This window comes from Arthrobacter sp. ISL-65, from assembly GCF_018613795.1.
Classification (GTDB): domain Bacteria; phylum Actinomycetota; class Actinomycetes; order Actinomycetales; family Micrococcaceae; genus Arthrobacter.
In genome coordinates this window covers 1-20,417 of sequence record NZ_JAGGPN010000001.1, presented here as the reverse complement: position 1 = coordinate 20,417, position 20,417 = coordinate 1, and the positions used below count along the sequence as shown (strand labels likewise).

Below are 20,417 nucleotides of genomic sequence, written 5' to 3'. Positions count from 1 at the left end.
GATTTCAGCAACAGTCCCTAATGAGTGCATTTTGAGCTAAATCCTGCTAATTTCGACAGTTGTATTGTTGGTGGAGATATACTGTGACGAATTTTTCAGGTTCTGTGGCTTGGAATCTTTTAATGCCGTCAATCCGGCGGAGATTACCCTTCAACGACAAGGACATTGTGACGCGCACACCCAAGGAAATTGCCTCAAGTCTTTACGGCAAGTTTGAGCAGTCCAGCCAGACGTTCGTAGACGAGGTCAACCCGCACTTTGGCCCTGGCGGTCCTTTGCCGAAGCAGTATGTGGATGCCGCTCTCTCGGCTTTCGCCGCGGCTATCGGGCCGGACCAAAAAGATACGCTGGCCGTCGCCGGACTAACCCCAGAGCGACAAGGGGAAACTCAGGAATGTGAACTGGTGGTGCTGACAGACAATTTGCTGCTTCACACTGCTTTTCGCATTGCCGGATCCGCCCGTCCCGTGGTCAATATGATACGACGAGATACCATCAAGAGCCTCACGATCACAGACGCTCCCTCATACGAAAAGCGGGACCCGTCGACCGCGGGCCTGAAATTCACTGTGGAATATGAAAACGGTCTTGGGCTGACCTTTCCGCTCAAGGGAAATACGCCGAATTTTTCCGGCACCTTGGGTGAGATCCTGGACGCGGTACGGGAAGACCTCCAGAACAGCGAGTGACCACCGATAGCCCGTTGCTGCTGCCGTCAGGAGCCCGCTGTCTTGCTTGAAGCGTTCATTGGGGAGTGGGCAAGCCGCGTGGGACCGATAACGGCTCACGGCCATTCTCTGCGGTTCGGATGCCAGGGTTGCGGTAGGGGAAACTGCAAATCGGAAGTCTGCTCGGATCGTGGCGACTTGTAAGGGCCGCTGGTGCTCCAGCCGTCCATATAGGGGGCAATGTCAGAATCGGAAGGATCTTGGATGCCGGGGAGAGCAAGCGGGCCGTGACGTGGATCAATTTCGTCTTTGTAGGTGGATACCCATTCAACCCATTCGGATACGTTGGGGCGAACCCGATCGTCTGTGTCAGTTAGGCGGACCTGTAGTTCGTCCAGGTACAGCTCGAGTTCAGTGACGAGTTTGCGGCGATGTAGCTGGTCGTAGAGCAGCTCGAGCTTCTTGTCCCTGATGAATAGCGCCCTGGCCCTGCCCTTGACTGCCTCCCACTCCCGCCGCGTTCGGATGCGTTTTTCCTCCTCATCGCGTCGCTCATCGTCGGCTCGTTGCGCGCGCAGTTCGAGCTCCTGAAACAACCGAGGAAGAAATTCGATACCGGTTCCGCCCTTGGACTCGGTCCATTCACTGCGCCAGAAGCTCCGTCTGCTGCCAAGGATTCGGATTCTGACCGTGGCTCTTGTTTTGACTTGCTCAGCAGCCTTGGCGGTGTTCGTTCGCGCCTCTCGTGACGTTGGGGCTTGGGCGTTTTCCTGGCTGAGGGCGAGGACGAAGGTGTTTTCTCGTATCCCGACCTCGATGTGGCCGGCGTAGTCGGGATCGTGCTTATAGCCCGGTCCGTTCATCCAGTCATATTGGTTCCGGTCGCGTGCCGTTATCGTGTACCCGCGCTGAGTGCAGGTTGTGTTGATCGCCTGAACGATGAGCAGGGCGTGACGGAAGCACTTTTCGCTCATGTCGAGTTGGTCACCGCGGCGCTGCATTGTATGCACAGCGTCTGAGGGATTCCTTAGGGATGTCGGGATCTCGATGTCATCGAGCTGCTGGTATTGCCAGGCGGGCCGATCGCTCAGGGTTATTTTCCCGGATTCAGAACCCCAACCTGGTCCCCGGACTTCAATGACCTTTTCCTTGGGGACAAGTCCCTTGCGGTTCAGGTAGCTAACTTGCGCTTGAACGCTCTGGTACTGCTTTGGCTCGAAACGGACAGTGCCATTAGCGAGCAGCGCCGCGAGCAAGTCATCGCTCTTGGGCCTCGGTTTGGCGGCAGGGATAGGTTTGGGGCCGGGCAATCCGGTGGTTCTTTGCGTTGTCTGGGATGCCGTTGTTGCCGCCTGGCTCCTGGGCAGCGCAGTCTCCATCGGGCTGCCGGGCGACGGCGAGGATGAGACGCTTGGTTCTGGATTGTTGAGCGCCCTGCGTCCCTTGTCCGTGAGATCAGCAGCCCAACTTGGGCCGTGGCCACTGATCCTTACTAAATCCCGGCGTTCCAGGGCCCTGGCGGAGATGCGGAGCGAGTAGTCCGGCGGGATTTGTTCCGGATGGCCGTCACCAATCCACTTCAGTACCGAAACTTGCTGGGTGGTCAGAGCCGAGGAAGGAGCCATACGTGAATTTTGTCAGCAGGTTCTGAGGACGTGCCAGATTGCCGCAACGAAAGGCAGGGAGTCGGCCGTAGCCCTAGCTGCTGCGGATGTCGAGAGGTTCGACACGCAACGGTGGGGTGCCGGGCCATACCAAAACCCCGTTGCCGTAGCGGGAATTTTCCATGTTTAGTACGTCCACACGGGTGACGCATCCGTTTGCATGCGTCATTTGATGAACTACCCTCTGGTGCCAGTGGCCGCAGAAAACGTGGGGCGGCGCCAGCGTGTCCACGACGGTTCGGAGCAGCCACCTGGTGCGCATCGATTGTTCGACCATGTCGTGTGGTAGGTCGAGGTTGCTTCTCAGTGGCACGCCCGCAGGCGCGTCGTGCGTTATGAGGACGTCTAGGGGGCCACCGGCGACCAGTCTTTCTGCGTCTTCGGCTGTGGGTTCTTCGTTTGCCCACCAGTCCTTTCCCTTTTGGCGCCATTCCTTGTCGACAGAGAATGCTCCGCCTAAGCCACCTATCCGCAGGCCCTCGATTTCCGTTCTGCCGCCTTTGGGAAGGACCATGATGTTGGATCGGAACGTGGCCAGGCCGTCGCTCTCCACGCGGAGTTTCTCGATGGTGTCGTGGTTGTCGTGATTACCAGGGGAAACTATGAGTGTGATTCCGTGCTCAAACAATGACCGGTTCAGTCTGGCTTCGTAGCGGTTTCGTTTGGCGCCAGGCCAATCGAAACCGAAATCACCGACGTGAATGATCACCTTCGCGCCTTCCCGGGCTGCTGACCGTATGGCCGTGAGTCCCCATCCCTGATGCCCGTGCCAGTCGCCCACGACAACGAATGGGAAACCGCTTGTCCCGCTGCTCATCCTTCCGGCTCTTCCCGTGGCTTGATCTTCACGACCGGGGAGGTTCTCCTGAGGGTCGACATGCGATCGTCGCGGATCACAACCCAGCGAAGGGCAGAGATCCCGATCGCCCGGGTCTTGAGCAGGAGCAGCTCCAAAGTATCCCCGTCACGGCGCAGCTGCGAGAAAGTTGCTTCCAGGAAATCATAGAGCGGGGCCGCGGTAGCCATCCGCCGTTTCACGGTTCTCGCTGGCAGATCGATCAGATACTCACTGCCCGTTGCGGTAGTCACCAGCGTCCCGCATCGTCATTGCGTAGCTCCTGCCCATGTTGCGAGTGTAGCCGCTGCCCTGTGCGTGAGTGAGTGTAAATGTGAGTTCCGGCCTGTCACGGGCGCCTGCCCTTTTAGCCAAGGAGGACCACGGTTGCCGGCGCCCTCCGGTGAAGGACTGCCTGCAGATCTGTTGACGTTCCGTTGAGGTTTCTAAGCTGGGTGCTCTCGGCCACCGGACACAGACGAGACAGTCTTCGCCGTATCCTGCCCTCGGCAGCGCGGTTGGCCGGCATTCCGCGCAGGAGATGACTCGTGCTATTAATTTCTGCGCATTTCAGCGACAGCAGACATGGGATCCGGCCGCTGGCAGCACGAGGGGGAGGGGCGCCGCCAAAAAGAATCGGGACGTTGAGCTGTTCGGCGATGAACTAAGGGGGAGTTCAGGCGAAAGCACCTTCCTCGAAGGCACGAAGAGCTGCTAAGACGGGTTCTGACCCTTCGAGCCGCAGGACGACAACCGGCTGAGCCCCGCCGAGCTGTCCGTCGTAACCGTTGAGCCACAGCATCGCTGCGGCCGGCGACATTAGCCCGAGCAGCTTGTTGGCCACGGCTTGGGCGCCCCCATCGCGACATGCCTCCTTGACGACGGCCTCAACTGCCGTACGCGTACTCATGCCCCAAGACTACGGGATTGCTCCGTCGTTGCTCATGCACAGACAGGGGCGGATAATTAGATGTGGCCGGGATTCAGTCGGCCGAATGCGGAAGTGACGAAAGGTGCGGGCGGCAGACTTCGGTGCCAAGTTTGCTGGGCTCGTCCTGACGGGACGAGCTTCATCCCACCCTCGTTTTAAGGTTTTCGTTACACGTGGCTTGCAAATTGTCAACGAAATCATACGTTTTGCAGGCCGTTTGTTCCCCTATATCGTGGTCACGCGGACTTGGCCGCACCATCGCTTTTTCTGCCATGTTGTAGCTTACGATCACTCGCTGGTGACGGCCCAGACCGGGGGGCCCAATGACCGCCATTAAGACAGGGTCGCGGCGTCCCAGATTGGACAAACTCCCCATCTCTCTTGCGGTTGAGGCCCTGTCATGGGTGGACTCTGGAGGAAAGATCCGCACCGCTGCTGCGGATAGTCGTGCCTCGGCTCTGGGTTTGGAGAAGGCGCGGGCAGCCCGGGAGAGCGCGAACTATCCTGGCCGGCCAAATCATCCTGGTTACTACTGGTGTGCCGGCACAGGTGCTCTGGTGCGCTATGAGTCGTGGACCGAATACTTGGCGCTCATGTGGCTGGACCACATGTACGCCATCAGAGCCATTTCCTCGCAACCCATGTGCCTGCACTTTCTCGATGGATCCCATCATTTCCCGGACTTCTTCGCCGTCTACGAGTCCGGCAGCCAACTCCTCATTGACGTACATCCGGAGGAGGAAACCACAGAAGATGACATGGAGACGTTCAGAAAGACCGAGTTCTTGTGTGATCGCATCGGCTGGGACTACCTCCTCTTCACAGGTTTGAGTAAGACATTGAGTAACAACCTCGAGTGGATTGCCGCGTACAGGCACGGACGCTATCTTCCGCCGCCCGAGGTGACACTGAACCTGCAGGCGTTTCTTCAGGAACCTCATTCCTTGAGAGACACCGGCCTCTGGGTGGGCTCCGGGGACGCCTCCGCCATGATCCACAGCCTGTACAGCCTGATGTGGCACCGTTTCGTACTCTTCGACCAAGAACAGCCGCTGACCTGGTCGACCATCCTCCACTGTGAAGCTCCCGTTGAAATGTCTGAAAGCGAGGCTCTGGAATGAGGCAGATCGAAATCGGAATGAAGGTCACGCTGACAGACGGTGCAAAGACGATCGCCGAATACCTGGTACTGGAGTTCAAGGACGGACATGTACTGCTCCGTCATCTTGGCACCGGTGAGGAAAGTTGGTACGACCCGCTGGATATGGCACGCCTGTGGATCGGGCCCAGCGACCGCTGGGCGAAAGCACAACCAAGGGACTTGGACCGGGTAGGAAAAGACAAACGGAAGCAAGCTGTGATGTGGGCCGACCACCTCGAAGAGCTGAGTACAGGCAGGCGCCTCAACGGAGAGCCCGGGTCTCCCCGCCCCGAATACGATCCCGGTCTCAGCCTCGCAACCCGCATCGCTAACAAATCCCGGGAGATGCAGATCCTGGGCATCCCCTGCTCACCCTCAACCATCAAACGCCGGCTCCGCGCGTACAGCGCGGTCGGTATTGCTGGTGTCCTGGACCGTCGGCAATTTCGTCTGTATAACCCCCTTGGACGGGTGGACCCCCGGGTGATGGTAGCGCTGGCAACTGTCATTGGGCACGAGACGAACGAATCGACCGGGACGGTTGGCCGGCTCCGATTCCGTCTCAAACAGGAGTTACTACTCAAGCACCCCGGAGAAGGGGTTAAAGTTCCGCCGCCAACTTCGCTGTGGCGCTATTGCAGGATCATGACACGCGGAAAAGATACTTTCCGCAACGCCACGTCGCGGCGTTCGAAGGCCAGCGTTCCGAACCGTATGTTTCAGCCACGGACCCGCTTCATGATGGGACGGGAATGCCAAATGGACACAACGGTAATCGACGTTGAGGTCCTCAATGACAAAGGCGAGCGGGTACGACCGTTGCTGACAGTGATCGTGGACGTGGATACCGAAATGATCATCGCCAGCACAATACGTTTGCGGGGCACTAAGGGCTTCGACCACGTGGTGACCCTGGCACGTTGCCTCGTGCCACGCACCCTGCGGCCAGGATACGATCCGACGAATCTCCCGCCCCGGCGCGGCCGTACTTCCCTCCACAACGGATCGTTACCGACAATGCGCGGGACTACCGGTCGAGTGTCCTGAGGGCAATGTGCGAAAAATATGGAATCAGTCTCACGCAGGCATCGCTCCACACGGGAAGCGACAAGCCACTGGTGGAACGCACCTTCGAATCAGTCAAAACCGGGTTCTCGCAGTACATGCCCGGGTACACGGGCGGATCAACGGCCACCAAGGGAAGCTCCACCAAGGACGGGGACTTGCTTGATGTGTTCACATTGAATGAGGTGTTCGAGGACTGGGTGGACCTTTGCTGGGCGAAGTGGCGTCGGAAAGGGCTGGCAGACCCAGTCCATCCCGCAGAAAGCATCTCACCCCAAGCCGTGATGGCCGCCATGGCCGAAGCAACGGGGACAGTGCCCATCCCGTTCGGAGCCGACGACTACATCGAAAGCATGCCCTCCAAAGACCTCTGCATCCAACCCAATGGCATAACTTGCCTGCGGAGAACCTACGACTCCGTCGAGTTGTACCCGTTCCGCGGGCAGCCGTCGCCCGAGACACACAACAACAAATGGCGGGTTCACTACAATCCGTACGACCCCTTCGCTGTGTGGATCAAGGATCCGCGCAACGGACACTGGATCGAATGCAACTGGACGAAAGCGGGTGGTTTGACGGCGCCCTTCAGTGCCGCCGTGCGAAGCGAAAGCCGGCGCATCGCAGCGGAAATGGGCGTGCTCCAGGATGAGGATGCCGTCGAACTGACGATGCAGATCATCGCACGCGCGACAGCGGAAAAACGCCGGATGGAACACATGGCTGCCCGAAGCGCAGTCGCCCTCGGAACAGACGAACGAAGAGGTATGCCAATACCCCAGCCGCGGACCACAGCACCCCGGGAACAAACCAAGACAACGAGAGGAAAAGCAACCAAGGACCAAAAAGGCAGCTATCCTGCACCGGAATGGTTCGATCCTGAGAAGGACCTGATATGAAACTGTTCACCGACCAAGTCCTGGAGCCATTAACCCATCTGGAAGGACTCACCACGTTCCTCAAGGGCACTGACGAGCCCGTCGAGGTTCCCGACATCGGCAGCTACAACACAATGTCACCCCAGGCACGCGAGGAACTGAACGCCAGGCGGATCGCCCACCTTGGATCTGATCTGATCATCAGAACACCGCAAGTCAGGTCGGTCATCCTCAAAGTCGTCCACCTCATTCTCTTGAACGGCCCACGCAGTTCAGGGCGCTGCGGCCTGATGATTTCAGGGGAGTCAGGCACGGGCAAGACCACCGCGGCCAAAGCCGCCATGCGGTACGTCTATGCCCGCTATCGGCGGGACCATCCTGATCTGGACCGGCTGGGCCGGGTCCCGGTGGTTTACGTCGAAGTGCCGCCCGGTTCGACGGGGAAGGCTCTGGCGATCCAGTTCGCCCGCTTCCTGGGCCTCCCTGTTCTGCCCCGGGACACGCTCGAGTACCTGCTGCACCTCGTCTCCGCGGGCCTGATAGAAGCCGGCACCAAGCTGGTCGTAGTCGATGAGCTCCACAATCTGAAACGAACAAACCCCGGGAATAGCGAAAGTGTGGATGTTCTGAAGAGCCTTTCCAACAGAATTCCCGCAACGTTTGTCTACGTCGGCATCAACATCCATGCGGGCCCCTACCTGGCCGATGATCGCGGACGACAAGTGGCAGGACGCTTCAGCTTGGAACAGCTGGCCAACTATGGGATCGCCAATGAGGCCGAAAGAAATCTCTGGGATCTTATTGTCGGGCTCTTTGAAGAGCGTCTGGGGTTGATCAGTCATGAACCTGGCGACCTCGCCCACTCGGCAAAGTACCTTCATGAACGCACCAAGGGATCGATAGGGTCACTGGCCCACCTGCTGTTTGGAGCCGCCCAGGTACTCATCTTCACGGGCAGCGCACCCGAGAACGAACGGATTACCAGGGAGGCCCTCGACGGCATCTCCCTTGACCTCGCAACAGAATTTGGAGGCAGTCTGTGACACAGCAAAATCCGGTGCCGGGCTCCGGTGGGGCAAACCGGCCCCAAAAAACCCGCGAGACGCGATCCCAGGAATCTGAACTGATGGCCGTGCGCGAATTTCAGCGGTCATTTCCGATGAGACCCCGTTTGCTCGCCCTCGAGACGCCGGCGAGCTACCTCCATGCCCTCCTTGCCGCCAATCACCTCCCCGCAGACATGCAGCCAGTGCTCATACGGCAGGCAAGAATGACGAACCCAGGAACGGCCACAGAAGAGATCCCGGAACTGATCGCGCGAGTAAAGGGCTGCCTCAACCCGAAGGCCTTTCTGCAGGCGCGAACCATGATGCCGAAGCACGATGACGGCACTCAGTGCCGCCGCTGCTTCGTGGGCATCAACCACAGGTACATGTGCAGACTTTGCTCCGGCGGGCGGAGCGTTGAACAGTACCCGCACTTGAAGGGAAATGTCTGTCGGCGGCACCATCTGTGGGTCGGCCCGGGGACTACCCCGGCCACCCAGGTGAAGGCCGGGCCGGATGCAGTGCGGGCGGACGTGATCTTTCGAAGGCTGAGAAACCGGAAAGCCCTGGATGCCCTGCGCTACATGGAAGTCCGTGCGATTTTCCGACGGTGGACCGCCTCGAATCGCGGGGAGAGCCGAACGTTCGAAGAACAGGAACCGCAACTTTACCCAGTCATGATGGCGGCGACGGCCGCGATTCTGCAGCCGGCTGGGCTGAAAAGAATCCTTGATCCCCGTGCAACCTACGCGTCAGCGTACAACCTCCTCCACACCATACTGTCGGGGTATGCCGACAACGTCGAGGTCCTCACCGACGGGTTCTGGCTGCTGCTGCGGCCAGCTTTCCTCTCCTTGAGGGAATGGATCGAGAGTGGTGCTGCCCGGCAGTCAACCGATAGGCATTCACTGCCCATCCCCGATTTCCCTGATACGGTCATGACCCAGATCATCCGGCCCCTCGAACCGTTCAGCCGTTACCTGGACCAGCTGAAAACCTGCGACGCCGATCGCTGGCGCGACATGAATCAACGCCTCTATGACTATGGTCCGCTGCCCGTCACACACGAGAACGTCCCCAAGGAAAGCTCGGCCTCAGCGAACTACATATGCGCCCGTGGCCACCGTCACCAGAAGGCGCCGAACACCATGGCTTTCGCCATGAAACAGAACCGGGCAGGATGCCCCTACTGTACCAAGGCCCTGCCCCTAGCCGGGTACAACACTCTGGCGGAGACAAACCCATCACTCGCGACCGAATGGCACCCCACCTTGAACGCCCCCGTAATCCCCTCGGACATTATTGCCGGCAGCAACTCCAGGCAATACTGGTGGTTCTGCCCGGAAGGCCACACTTACCTGGAAACGCCTAACAACCTTTCACGCCCCGGCCGGCGAAACTGCCCCTACTGTTCCGGACGACTGCCGACTCCCGCTGTTACCACCCTGGATGTAACAAATCCCCAGTTGGCATCAGAATGGGTAGCAGAACTCAACGGCGATCTAACACCTGGCATGGTCTCTGAAGGATCCGGCAGGAAAGCCTGGTGGCTTTGCCCAGACGACCACTCCTACCTCGCCAGGATCGGCTCCCGTAAACGGACCGGATGCCCCTACTGCGCCAACCTCAAAGTTTGGCCCGGACACAACGACCTTGCCACCCTCGCACCCAGCGTGGCCGCGCAATGGGACTACCAGGCAAACCCGGGTCTTCAGCCGACCGATGTCGGAGCGGGGTCGCCGCGCAAGGTCTGGTGGCTGTGCCTCGAGGGCCACTCGTTCCAGGCTGCCATCAACAAGCGCGTCGCGGGTTCAGGCTGCCCGGTATGCTCCGAGAGTCGCCCGCGCCTGAAGGGCAGGTGAAATAGTGGTTGCGTCGTTGCCGCCCGGCCCTGTTCATATCGTCATTCACACTGCTCCTGCCGAGTGGTGGCAAATCCTTGCCGCTGTTGGTCCCTATGGAGTTCTGCTTATTGCTGAGATCTGGTGGTGCATCCAACTCAGCCGCAACAGGCGGAGGGAGGAAGCTGAACGGCGCGAATTTTGGAAGATTCTTCGCTGAACGGTGGGCAGTCAGCGGGGTTAAGGACTCGCCGGCTGCGTGAGAGGTACTGACAGCGCTGTCGTGGCCGGTCCCTGACATCGACAGCCGTTGCGGCCTGATTATTTCAAGGATTCAGGCGCGGGTAGCCCCCGGAAGCCAAGGCGATGATGCGTTGCGCCCCTGACCGGTATCGCCGGGACGCCTGATCTGGACCGGCTGAGCCGGGTCCCGGTCCTATTCGTCATTTCCCTTGACCGGCAACAGATTTTCGAGGCGGTCCATGACACAGCAAAACCGGGGTCCGGGCAACGAGGAGCCACGCCAGGGGGAAGACGAACCGTATCCCCGCACAGATTCGAATTCCACATCGGCGCAAGATATGGCCCGACGGATAGTGATGGCTGCCGCTCATAGAGACTTTGACCGACCAGTGCCACTAAGGGTCCGCCTCCGTCACCTCGAAACGCCCGGCAGCTACCTCCGCCGCCTCATGACGGCAAACCACCTACCGGCAGCAAGCCTCAAGGCCTGGATCTCGCAGGCGCACATGCTATTCCCGGATGACGGTCCGGAGGGCCAGGTAGCCCGCATCGCGCGGACCAAAGGAGGTCTTGGGCCTGGGGCATTCGAACGGGGCCAGGCCCATCTTCCGAAGCATCCGGACGGGTCGATGTGTCCCCGCTGCATTGCCGGCATCGATCAACGCTTTATGTGCAGGATGTGCGCCCGAGGCGCAACGGTCGAGCAGTACCCGAATATGGAGGCCAACGTCTGTCCCCGGCACCTGCTGTGGGTCGGTCCCGGGACCACGCCCAACACGCAGGTTCCCGCAACCGTCGACTCGCTCCGAGCAGATCGAATGTTCCTGCAGCTCCGGAAAACAGGGGCACTGGATGCGCTGCGCTTTGTGGAGCTCCGCGCAATATTTCGGCGATGGTCAGATACAGCAGGACGCCTTTATGAAAGCCCGGAACAGCGCGACGCAGCGATCTACGCTCCCATGATGGCCGTCGCAAGCGCCGTTCTGGCACCGTCGTGCCTGAAAGCGATTCTTGACCCAAGGCATACCTTCGCGTGGGCTTACGGCCAACTGGAGAGCACAGTCAGCGCTTTCGTCCAGCCGAATCCGGAGATTGTGACCGACCGGCTGTGGCAACTCCTCCGCCCGGCCTTCCTGACCGTCCGCGAACAATTCGGGGAAAATCCCGGCCAGACAGGCACCGATCAGCACGCACTTCCAACGCCTGTCATTTCCGCGGTCATCATCAACGAAGTGGTTCGCCCGCTAGAGCCCTTCAGCAGGTTCCTCGACCAACTCACGACATGCGACCTAGATCGCTGGACTGATTTCACTCTCCGGCTGTACGACTGGGGGCCGTTCTCGATTGCCCGGGAAGACATACGCGCTTCCTCGAACACCCGTGTCAGATACATCTGCGTTAACGGCCACCGGCATGCCAAGTTCCCGAAACACATGGCCATTGCCTTGCGGCACGGTTGGACAGGATGCCCGTACTGCTCAAATTCGCGCGTCTTGGCGGGGTATAACAGTCTCGCTGAAACACACCCGGCATTGGCGGCGGAATGGCACCCGAACCGTAACGGGACTATCCAACCCTCGGAGATCTTTGCCTCCGGACGATCAAAATATTGGTGGCGATGCCCGGTGGGTCACGAATACAGGGAATCGCTGAGGTATCGATCTTCCGGCGGGAAGTGCCCATATTGTTCCCATCGCTGGGTAATCCCTGACGAAACAAGCCTTGCCAGCGTGGACCCCGTCCTCGCAAGGGAATGGCATCCGACGCTGAACGGGAGCCGCACACCGTCCATGATATTCCCACGATCGGTCTACACCGCTTGGTGGCTGTGCAAGCGGGGCCATACGTTCCCAGCAACGGTACGGGCACGTAGAGCAGGCAACGGCTGTCCATATTGTTCGAACAAGAAGGTTCTTCCGGGAGACAATGATTTGGCCACGACGCACCCGGATCTTGCGAAAGAATGGCACCCATATTTGAACGGGACCATAACTCCACGGGATGTTGTGGCGGGTGCTGGCCGTCAGATCTGGTGGGAATGCCCGCTCCACCACATCTACCGCGCCACCCTTAAAATGCGGGTCCGCGGCCAAGGGTGTCCCTTCTGCGGACATGTCCGGGTCATGCCTGGTTTCAATGACCTGGAAACCAAGGCGCCGGACATAGCAGCCGAATGGGACGGGATCCGGAATGGCGGCCTGAGTCCCCAAGACGTCGGTCCCGGATCGCGCCGGAAGGTCTGGTGGTCCTGCCCCAAAGGGCACGCATACGAGCAAACTATCCAATACCGGGTCGGGCATCGGGACCGTGGCTATGGTTGTCCCTACTGCTCGAACAAAAGACTGCTGCCTGGCGACAACGATTTTCAAACACGTTTTCCCCTTCTGGCGACAGAATGGCACCCAACAAAAAACGCACCGCTCACTCCGTCAGTGATCTTCCCAGGAGATGACAGAAAGTGGTGGTGGCTCTGCAGCCATGGCCACGAAAAATATGAAAACGTGCCGGTCCGGAGAAAAACCCAGGGGTGTACACAATGCCCGAAAGGGAACCGCGTCATGGACAAAAGCACGGTCCACGAGATTCACCCACAAGCAAAGCATTGAGCAAACGCGCCAGATCATGATCCACATCGTCAAGCCCGAAGTCGAGAAAGGGCTGCGGATTGTTCGGCCGTGATCTCTCGGGGCCCTGCCGTGCTGGCGCCAAACGGGGCCAGACTGCACATAGGATGGGCCGGTGTCTGATGATTTTCAAGATCGCCGCTTCCTGACCGTATAGCAGGCCGCCGAAGAGCTGAACGTCTCCGACAGCCAGATCCGGGCACTGTTGAGGATAGGGGAGCTTCGCGGGATTCAGGTCGGGGGCCGCGGCGTATGGCGCATCGGGGCCAACGACCTCGAGGACTACATCGCCGAGGCCTACCGGCGGACCGCGGAGCGCGTCACCACAGGCGACCTCCAGGACGACGGGGAATCTGACCCGGAGCAGACTTGATGCACCTCCCCGGTCACACGTACTCCGCCCACTGCCCCTGTCCGCGGCATATCGCCCGGGCTGGGGAGCAACAGATGAGCGAAAAGGTGTGAGGAACCAGACTCGCTGACCGCCTCGCTCACGAACCTGAAAGATCCCCGGTTCAGGGGCACGCTGACCATAAGCACGGACACCTACACGAATCAGTTCTGTCGATCTGGGCCACATGGTGCAGATGCTCTCGATCGAACGCACGGATCCGGATGCTGGCTATAAGGCTGTTCTCGACTACATCAGGGCCAGTGTCCCGCGGGCGGCTGCCAGACGGCGCTCGACATGGCAGCCTTCGCCGCGACACTGCCGGAATGTCTTGCTGATGTCGGTAGGACCAGGGTCGAGGGACTGCAGCCGGAGAGCTCGTCTCCTCAAGGTGATGTCCCGCCGGGCCCGTAGTGCAAGGGGGAATGCGTTCCGGGCCTGGCGATCTGAAGCGGTGGTTGCCGCTACCTGTGCTTCAGCGACAAAACCACCGTGCCCGGAGCACATTATGAAATCCAAGGGTACACCTGAGAGTCGGAGCTCGTTTCCACCCCCCGGTTTGCGGGGTATCCCGTCAGGATTTTCCCAAGGTCTTGGGCGGCAGGTAGTTTGTTTCAACGGTCTGGGAAACAAGACGTGGTTCCTAAACTATCGGGTGCCGCTTTCTTGCCTGGCACGGCCCAGCTTCTCACCCAGCTTTTCCGGAAGCTGCCGCTGCAGCATATTGCTCCAGGCGACCAGGGCGATTGCCACGAGGATTGTCGCCCCAAGATACGCCAGGATCAGCGCCACCGAGGGGCACCGGAACTGGCCGGAAGACCGGCGGACTGCACTGGAGTAGAGCTGGGAGTTCATCCTGGATCCGGGGAACTACGGGCGCTACGAATCCTGACAGGCCACGGCGCACTGCCTGTACGAGGACGACGTCGTGGAGGCGGTCCGGCTTCAAAGCTGAGGTTGGAGGATCACGCCACTTGTTTTCGGGGATCCCAGCGGGATCGAGGCGCGTTGCCAGATGTCCCGGCGGAAGGGATGTCCGAACTACTGGATCGGCCAGCGCGGACGCCCTAGAGGCTATTGTTCCTTAGCGTCTGCGCAGCGCGTGCAGCCACTCCCGATCTCGGTGCGTGTCACCCCTCGGGGTGAATAGTCAACCAGATAGTGCACCACGTGAGGGGTGACTTTCCCGCACTCGTCGCAGTGGCGGGCTTCGATGTTCGTTCGGGTCTCCATGGGGGCCATCTTAGGAGGTGGGTGCACGTCATGTAGGCGCATGGTTAGCTGCCTCCCGGATCGGGAAGAACATCGGACTCCCAGGGCCGACGCTTCGATTGGTGGCACGATGGAGCATGGATATTATCGAGTTCCTGGAAGCCCGGATCAGTGAAGACGAAGCTGTCGCCCAGGCAGCTTCCCCTGCGCCTTGGGAATGGTTCAGGAAAGACGGAACCCGGAGTCCGGCGCTCTACGCCGCGGACGAACAAACGGTCCTCGACGCCTACGCTGGCGACGCCCCCGGCTACCTCTCCTCTAAGGACGAAGACAGGACATACATCGCGCAGTTCAATCCGGGTCGCATCCTCGCGGAATGCGCAGCGAAACGACAGATACTGGCCAATGTACCTCTCGTCGTCACCGACATGGCCAGCGAGGTTGGCGGGACCAGCGAATACGTCCTCATGTGCATGGCGTCGCCATACAGAGACCACCCCGACTACCAGGAAGGCTGGGCAATCGAGTTGTGAGAGCTCGAGATCATCATGACGAGGAAATTTCGTTGGCGGGTCGTGGTTACAAATGGCAACAATCGCACCGAAGTCTGGTTCGGAATCGCAGCAAACAAGACGGAAGCTAAAACCAAGGCCTTGTCCGATCATCCAGGATGGTCCGTCCAGGAATCCGACCGTGTTGTCGCCCCCTACGGTTAGGGTGGGGCTCCGGCCAAAGGGAAGAAATCCATTCTGATAACCGACGTGCAGAAGGACGCTTGAGCTCAACCCTATCGTTCCCCCCGTCGGCGCACATGGCTGTGCCTGCAGAGTCCTGCTGCTGGTATCGCCTGCCCCTGCCCGTCGAGACTAAAAGGGGAGGGCTGCGCTGGCGACTCCGATGAGAGTCGGATGCTCCCCGTCCTGCGCTTCAAGTTCCAGCTGGACGGTGCGGCGTTGGTGTACGGTGGCCGTGACTCTGAACTCCGCCCCGCCGCCCGGACAGTATCGCCCACCTGTAGATGCTGCAGTTGCGTTGGGGCGTCTTGCTGATTCTCGGCAAACATGGTGTGCAGTCCTGGTCGTGATGCCGGGTACCGTGCAGGTGGCTGCCATCCATTCCGGTGCCGGCGGAAACGGCGCCCCGGGCACTTGCGTGGCCGGGGGCCGCCGGGCGGGATGTTCCGTGCGCTGCTGCTGCATGTGCGCTATCAAGGCGCGGTGGCGCGTGTAGTAATAGCAACCGCCCAATAGGCAGCGTTAGCGTGTAACGGTCATCCCGTCCCGGTCTGTTAGGCGCCGATCTGGTGCTGGCCGCCCTTGGTCTCGACTTCGATCTTGCGCGGAGCTGCCTAGGCTGCCATCGGGATCCGGAGCGTCAAGACGCCCGTGTCGTAGTTGGCTTTGACCTTCTCCGTCTCCAGTGCGTCACCGAGGACCAGCTTCCTCCTGTGACGGGGCTTGGCGGCGTCCAACTCCGCCACCGTTTCTTCGGCCACGGACTGCACCATCCAGGAAGCGACAGAAGCCGTCACGACACCCAGAACCGCAACCCCACCGATCATCAGCCCCGCGGCGACGCAGCGTCCCATCACGGTCACCGGGTAGTGGTCCCCGTAGCCCACGGTGGTGATGGTCGTCATCGCCCACCACAGGGCGTCACCGTTACTGGTCAGGTTTGATCCCGGAGCGTTGGCCTCGACGTCCAGGACGGCCAGCGCGCCGGCGTACAGGACCGCGGAGCCCAGAACGTAGGTCAAGACCCGGCCGCGGAGGGCGTTGCCCCCGATGCCGTGCATGACCCGCAAGAGAGTGACGAGCCGCAACAACCGTACCGGCCGGAGCGCGGGGAGGGCGACGATGGCCAGTTCATGCAGATTCCGCAGGAACCACCGTCCCTCTCCGGCACCAGGACCAGGTTGATGATGTAGTCCGCAACGAAGACGGCCCAGGTGCCCCAGATCAGGAATTCGATTGCCGGAGCCTCGGCATTGCCGATCACCTGATGGAGTAGGCGCCGAGGAAGATGACGGCCGCGGCCAGCAAAGGCCATTCAGAGTGTTTACGCCAGGCGCCCTGAGTCATGGCTCCAGCACGACCTGCTGGGTACCGACGACCCGAAGGCTTTCTTCGCGATCCCTCAGTAGATGAGCGGAATCCCTGAGAGTCGACACGCTGGGTAGGGCCGCGCCGGAGGCCGCGCTACGCTCGACAACAGCCCCGTCTGCTGCAGAGCCAGGCAGTAAGACGGTCCGCTCCTTTCTCCTTGGTAAGTTCAACTGCAGCAGCCCCGCTGGGGCCACAAGAACGGGGTGCCCCTATGTTTTTCGTCAAACGAAGGCGGCGTCATTATCGACATGATCGGGGCTCGGCTTGAAGCTGTGTGGAAGCTCCCCGGCCGTAATGCCGCCGCCCTCTGCGGCCCAGGAGAGTATATGGGTTCTTGGCCTGGCGGTTCGAGTATGGGGAATAGGATTCGTTCATGCGTCTGGCGATTATTGGGGTGGTTCTGCTTGTCGCCGGCGCCGTGGCGGTGGCTACCGGGACCCTGCCCTTGGCCGCTCTGGGGGTGCTGATTGACCGGGTGGCGCCGATCCTGCTGTTCGTTGTCGCGATGACCGTGGTGACGGAGCTGGCGAGCGGGGCCGGAGTCTTCCTTTGGACCGCTCGACGGCTCCGGCATTGGGGCCGGGGACACAGCGTTCTCTTGTGGCTGTTCCTCGCGCTGTTCGCCACGTTGAGCGCCATCTTTCTGTCGCTGGACACGACGGCGGTGCTGTTGACCCCGGTGGTGGTCAGCGTGACCAGGCAGGCCGGCCTGCCGCCGCTCCCGTTTGCCCTGACTACTGTTTGGCTGGCCAACACCGCGAGCCTGCTGCTGCCTATTTCCAATCTGACTAACCTGCTGGCGCAGCACAGCCTTGGCGGTATCAGTCCTGCCGGTTTTGCCGCTCTCATGTGGGGGCCGTCCCTTGCTGCCATTCTCGTGCCGTTGGTGTTCATCGGCATCGTCTTCCGCCGCGATCTTCGCAAGCGTTATTCACGGATCCCGGTCGGGCGGATCAGGCCGGATCAGGAAAACGGGGGAGGATCGACGCCTGCGGCGACGGACCGGGTCCTCCTTGGGGGCACCGCCCTTGTGCTGGCATTGCTGCTGCCGGCTCTGGTGTCCGGGGTCCCGGTCTGGATTCCCGCCGTGGCTGCCGCCGTTGTGCTGAGTGTGGTGTTCGCGTGCCGGCGACCCCGGGTGCTCAAGGTCTCGCTGGTTCCCTGGTCCCTGCTGCTGTTCGCCTCCGGACTCTTTCTCGTGATGGAAACCACCCGGCAGCTGGGTGCCTCTGTGTTGGTGGGCCAGCTCGCCGGGCAGGGCCAGGGCTTCCTGGATCTCGTTAGGCTGGCCGGGGCCGGTGCGGCCGGTTCCAATCTGCTGAGCAATTTGCCGGCATACCTGCTGGCCGAACCACTGGCCCAGACGCCTCAGCGGATGGCGGCCCTGCTGATCGGAGCCAATGCCGGCCCGCTCATCACACCGTGGGCGTCCCTGGCCACGCTGCTCTGGCACGACCGGCTCGTGCGGATGAACGTCCTGATCACATGGAGGGGCTACGCGCTTTTCGGCCTGATCGCCGCACCCCTGACCCTGCTGGCAGCGGTGGCGGCACTGGCAGCCACCGGACCGTAAATCTCCAGAGGTCGGTCCGGCCACCCGCGCCGGGAACGGCCCTATCGCCGGGTGCGAAGAATCCGGACAGAATATGGGACAGGCCAGCCGATGCCTGCGGAGCGACTTAAAGGATGTGGCCTCATGCTCAGCCTGCAGGACATTGACAACATCGTCCTCAATGGAGGCATCGTCGTGGACGTGGCCGGGGAGAAAATAGGCTCCGTGGAACAGGTGTTCACCAGCGGCGATTCCGGGGAGCCGGTCTTCGTTACCGTGCGGACGGGCCTGTTCGGCATGTCCGAATCCTTCGCCCCGCTCCCCGGTGCCAGCCTCGAGGAATCCGTGATAAGGATCGCCTTCGCCAAAGACACGGTGAAGAACGGTCCCCGGATCGACAGCGACCGCGGCGCTATCACGGAGACGCAGGAGCAGGAGCTCTACAGCTACTACGGGCTCGACGCGGGAACATCCAATGAAGGATCCGCCGCAGGAACAGGCCTGGACAACGCACCCGCGGCAGCCGGGGTGACTGCGCCGACACAAACAACGGCCGATGCCAAGGGCAACGAGGGACGGATCCAAAGCCCGGGGGAACGGCCCGCTGGGCAGATTCCCCCGCATCCGCTGCCGCATGGCGGCCCGCCACCCCCGCCGCCACACCTGCACAAACATGTGCCCCCGCGCCCGCATCCCGGTCCTCACCCGCCGCACCGGCCACCTGGCCCGGCGCCGGAACCGCGCCCAACTCACTAGCCGCACCCCGCTAGCCCCGATTTTTCATGGCGGCGGATGATGCGTGCTGCTTCGGGCTGGCGGATTGCTGGTGGTTGTTTTCTGTTTTCGGGCAGTGTGGTCTGGCCCGTTGGTTCGCCGGGGGTTGGCGCCGGTTCCACTTCCGGTTGTGCGGTTGGTCGTCGGGGCAGGGAGGGGTGCCCGCTTAGCCGGCGGCGGGCGGGAGTTGTTTTAGGCGGCCGGTGTTCTCCAGTAGCAGTTTCAGCAGGTCCTTTTCGGGCGCTGATTCCGGCAGCAGCAATTGGTTCCGTCGGGCGCGGGTGATGATCTTCCCGGCGATGGAGAAGACCCGGTAGCGCCAGCGTTTGATGTCCCAGGCCTTGGCGTGATGGCTGTCCGGGAGGGCTGCGAGCTGGACCCAGGAGACCAGGTTGAAGGCGAGGGCGGCGATGTTCGCCCAGGCCTGGTTCGCTGCGAAGTCGAAGAACGGCAGCTTGCCCAGACCGGTGTTTTTCTGGGTCTTGATCCGGTTCTCACACCTTCCCCGGGCACGGTGCCGGGCGTCCAGGAACGGTCCGTGCCACCGCGGTGAGTTGGTCAACAGTGCGGTGATCCTGTGCCCGTCGACATCGACCAGGGTGGGCTGCGCTCCGGGGTGCAGCGGCTCGGCCCGGAGAAACAGTTTGGTGCCCGGCGGGTAGTCGGTAAGGGGTATGACGTCGGTGGCGTTGATGACCCACGCGTCGGTCCGGCCGTTCCCGTGCTGGTCCAGTGCCGGCTGCCAGTACTCCTTGTTGGTGATCCAGTCGATCATGTGTGCCTTGCCGAACGGGAGCGTGTAGCTGGTGGAGAACTGCACGCCGAGGCTGTGCAGGTGCCAGAGGAACTTCCGCGAGGCGCCGGCGCTGTCGGTGCGGACCAGGACCTTCTCCCCGGCCAGCACGCCGGCGTCGTAGAAGCCCTCGGGCAATTGGGCCAGGGCGGTGTGGAAGACCCGGATGTGGTCCTCGGCGCTGTTCGCTCCCGCGTTGCCCGGGCGCAGAATCGCGGCGAGGATTTCCCCGGATCCGTTACCGGCACCGTAATCACAGGACGCGATGAACGGGGCAAACCCGTAGCCGCCTTTGTAGGTGCCGGCGACGTTTTCCTTATCGGAGTGCGAGGTCACCAGGGTCGCGTCAAGATCGATGATGAGCGGGTCCGCGGCCGTTGCGGACAGAGCCGGGTTCCGGTTACCGGCGGCGTCCCAGGCCCGGGTGCGCAGTTGCCGGGTGAGGGTCTCAAAGCCGTAGCTGAACAGCTCCGGGTTGGCCACCGTGCGTTCGAAGAACCGTGACACGGTCGCGTTCGAGGGCAGCTGACCGAAGAGCCCGGGTGATGACCGCACTCAGAGCAATACGGCATCGAGGGCACCGGCTTCGAGTGAAACACGCACTTGAAGACGAGCCGGTGAAGCGCCCGCTAAAGGATCGGCGGATTCAGGCGGTCA

General features: G+C 61.2%; 16 protein-coding genes and 2 pseudogenes. 11 read left to right on the top strand and 7 right to left on the bottom strand.

What is annotated here, in order from left to right; all coding sequences use genetic code 11:
• Positions 1-83: 83 nt before the first annotated feature.
• Entirely contained in the window at positions 84-689 is a 606-nt protein-coding gene (locus J7I85_RS00085) for a hypothetical protein (RefSeq protein WP_214845072.1), read from the top strand.
• Between the two features lie 95 nt (positions 690-784).
• Here the strand turns inward: J7I85_RS00085 and J7I85_RS00080 are convergent, their stop codons facing one another.
• From J7I85_RS00080 to J7I85_RS00065, 4 genes are all read right to left on the bottom strand, one after another.
• On the bottom strand, positions 785-2,293 hold the full coding sequence (locus J7I85_RS00080; RefSeq protein ID WP_214845071.1) for a hypothetical protein: 1,509 nt from the start codon (positions 2,291-2,293) through the stop codon (positions 785-787).
• A gap of 73 nt (positions 2,294-2,366) precedes the next feature.
• Positions 2,367-3,149: a metallophosphoesterase gene (locus J7I85_RS00075; protein WP_214845070.1), complete on the bottom strand. Its 783-nt coding sequence runs from the start codon at positions 3,147-3,149 to the stop codon at positions 2,367-2,369.
• Positions 3,146-3,421 (bottom strand): hypothetical protein, encoded by a 276-nt coding sequence (locus J7I85_RS00070; RefSeq protein ID WP_214845069.1) that lies wholly within the window; start codon positions 3,419-3,421, stop codon positions 3,146-3,148. The genes J7I85_RS00075 and J7I85_RS00070 overlap by 4 nt, the downstream gene beginning before the upstream one ends.
• Positions 3,422-3,843: 422 nt before the next feature.
• On the bottom strand, positions 3,844-4,077 hold the full coding sequence (locus J7I85_RS00065; protein ID WP_214845068.1) for a hypothetical protein: 234 nt from the start codon (positions 4,075-4,077) through the stop codon (positions 3,844-3,846).
• A gap of 344 nt (positions 4,078-4,421) precedes the next feature.
• On the opposite strand from J7I85_RS00065, the gene J7I85_RS00060 reads away from it, so the two are divergent.
• From J7I85_RS00060 to J7I85_RS00035, 7 genes and pseudogenes are all read left to right on the top strand, one after another.
• Positions 4,422-5,219, top strand: coding sequence for a TnsA-like heteromeric transposase endonuclease subunit (locus J7I85_RS00060; RefSeq protein ID WP_214845067.1), 798 nt, complete (start codon positions 4,422-4,424; stop codon positions 5,217-5,219).
• Positions 5,216-6,286: a hypothetical protein gene (locus tag J7I85_RS24745; protein ID WP_251023735.1), complete on the top strand. Its 1,071-nt coding sequence runs from the start codon at positions 5,216-5,218 to the stop codon at positions 6,284-6,286. Before J7I85_RS00060 ends, J7I85_RS24745 begins: the two co-directional genes overlap by 4 nt.
• 5 nt (positions 6,287-6,291) lie before the next feature.
• Entirely contained in the window at positions 6,292-7,200 is a 909-nt protein-coding gene (locus J7I85_RS00055; protein ID WP_251023734.1) for a hypothetical protein, read from the top strand.
• Entirely contained in the window at positions 7,197-8,222 is a 1,026-nt protein-coding gene (locus tag J7I85_RS00050) for a TniB family NTP-binding protein (protein ID WP_214845065.1), read from the top strand. Before J7I85_RS00055 ends, J7I85_RS00050 begins: the two co-directional genes overlap by 4 nt.
• Positions 8,219-10,087 (top strand): zinc-ribbon domain-containing protein, encoded by a 1,869-nt coding sequence (locus J7I85_RS25685; RefSeq protein ID WP_214845064.1) that lies wholly within the window; start codon positions 8,219-8,221, stop codon positions 10,085-10,087. Before J7I85_RS00050 ends, J7I85_RS25685 begins: the two co-directional genes overlap by 4 nt.
• A gap of 1,040 nt (positions 10,088-11,127) precedes the next feature.
• Positions 11,128-12,915: a zinc-ribbon domain-containing protein gene (locus J7I85_RS00040; RefSeq protein ID WP_214845063.1), complete on the top strand. Its 1,788-nt coding sequence runs from the start codon at positions 11,128-11,130 to the stop codon at positions 12,913-12,915.
• 187 nt (positions 12,916-13,102) lie between these two features.
• Positions 13,103-13,306: pseudogene (locus J7I85_RS00035) on the top strand (DNA-binding protein); the annotation flags it as partial.
• 666 nt (positions 13,307-13,972) lie between these two features.
• Here the strand turns inward: J7I85_RS00035 and J7I85_RS00030 are convergent.
• The gene (locus J7I85_RS00030; protein WP_214845062.1) at positions 13,973-14,179 is read right to left on the bottom strand and encodes a hypothetical protein; all 207 of its coding nucleotides are present in this window, start codon (positions 14,177-14,179) and stop codon (positions 13,973-13,975) included.
• Between the two features lie 494 nt (positions 14,180-14,673).
• Here J7I85_RS00030 and J7I85_RS00025 point away from each other — a divergent pair, with 494 nt between their 5' ends.
• The gene (locus J7I85_RS00025) at positions 14,674-15,069 is read left to right on the top strand and encodes a DUF6221 family protein (protein WP_214845061.1); all 396 of its coding nucleotides are present in this window, start codon (positions 14,674-14,676) and stop codon (positions 15,067-15,069) included.
• Between the two features lie 815 nt (positions 15,070-15,884).
• Here the strand turns inward: J7I85_RS00025 and J7I85_RS24735 are convergent.
• A complete protein-coding gene (locus tag J7I85_RS24735) occupies positions 15,885-16,331 on the bottom strand; it encodes an ion channel (RefSeq protein WP_251023733.1) in 447 nt (148 codons plus the stop codon).
• A 683-nt stretch (positions 16,332-17,014) separates the two neighbouring features.
• Between J7I85_RS24735 and J7I85_RS00015 the strand changes: the two genes are divergently transcribed.
• The gene (locus tag J7I85_RS00015; RefSeq protein ID WP_214845060.1) at positions 17,015-18,214 is read left to right on the top strand and encodes an SLC13 family permease; all 1,200 of its coding nucleotides are present in this window, start codon (positions 17,015-17,017) and stop codon (positions 18,212-18,214) included.
• A gap of 123 nt (positions 18,215-18,337) precedes the next feature.
• Positions 18,338-18,949, top strand: a complete 612-nt coding sequence (locus tag J7I85_RS00010; RefSeq protein ID WP_214845059.1) for a hypothetical protein — start codon at positions 18,338-18,340, stop codon at positions 18,947-18,949.
• Between the two features lie 184 nt (positions 18,950-19,133).
• Here the strand turns inward: J7I85_RS00010 and J7I85_RS00005 are convergent.
• Positions 19,134-20,315 (bottom strand): annotated as a pseudogene (locus J7I85_RS00005) (IS1380 family transposase); the annotation flags it as partial.
• Positions 20,316-20,417: the final 102 nt, after the last annotated feature.

Bases quoted from the DNA above. Each gene is read 5' to 3' on its own strand.
- J7I85_RS00030 (WP_214845062.1), bottom strand. From the start codon at position 14,179: ATGAACTCCCAGCTCTACTCCAGTGCAGTCCGCCGGTCTTCCGGCCAG.
- J7I85_RS00080 (WP_214845071.1), bottom strand. From the start codon at position 2,293: ATGGCTCCTTCCTCGGCTCTGACCACCCAGCAAGTTTCGGTACTGAAG.
- J7I85_RS00010 (WP_214845059.1), top strand. From the start codon at position 18,338: ATGCTCAGCCTGCAGGACATTGACAACATCGTCCTCAATGGAGGCATC.
- J7I85_RS00050 (WP_214845065.1), top strand. From the start codon at position 7,197: ATGAAACTGTTCACCGACCAAGTCCTGGAGCCATTAACCCATCTGGAA.
- J7I85_RS00025 (WP_214845061.1), top strand. From the start codon at position 14,674: ATGGATATTATCGAGTTCCTGGAAGCCCGGATCAGTGAAGACGAAGCT.
- J7I85_RS00075 (WP_214845070.1), bottom strand. From the start codon at position 3,149: ATGAGCAGCGGGACAAGCGGTTTCCCATTCGTTGTCGTGGGCGACTGG.
- J7I85_RS00040 (WP_214845063.1), top strand. From the start codon at position 11,128: ATGTTCCTGCAGCTCCGGAAAACAGGGGCACTGGATGCGCTGCGCTTT.
- J7I85_RS00060 (WP_214845067.1), top strand. From the start codon at position 4,422: ATGACCGCCATTAAGACAGGGTCGCGGCGTCCCAGATTGGACAAACTC.
- J7I85_RS24745 (WP_251023735.1), top strand. From the start codon at position 5,216: ATGAGGCAGATCGAAATCGGAATGAAGGTCACGCTGACAGACGGTGCA.
- J7I85_RS00015 (WP_214845060.1), top strand. From the start codon at position 17,015: ATGCGTCTGGCGATTATTGGGGTGGTTCTGCTTGTCGCCGGCGCCGTG.
- J7I85_RS00055 (WP_251023734.1), top strand. From the start codon at position 6,292: ATGTGCGAAAAATATGGAATCAGTCTCACGCAGGCATCGCTCCACACG.
- J7I85_RS00065 (WP_214845068.1), bottom strand. From the start codon at position 4,077: ATGAGTACGCGTACGGCAGTTGAGGCCGTCGTCAAGGAGGCATGTCGC.
- J7I85_RS24735 (WP_251023733.1), bottom strand. From the start codon at position 16,331: ATGCACGGCATCGGGGGCAACGCCCTCCGCGGCCGGGTCTTGACCTAC.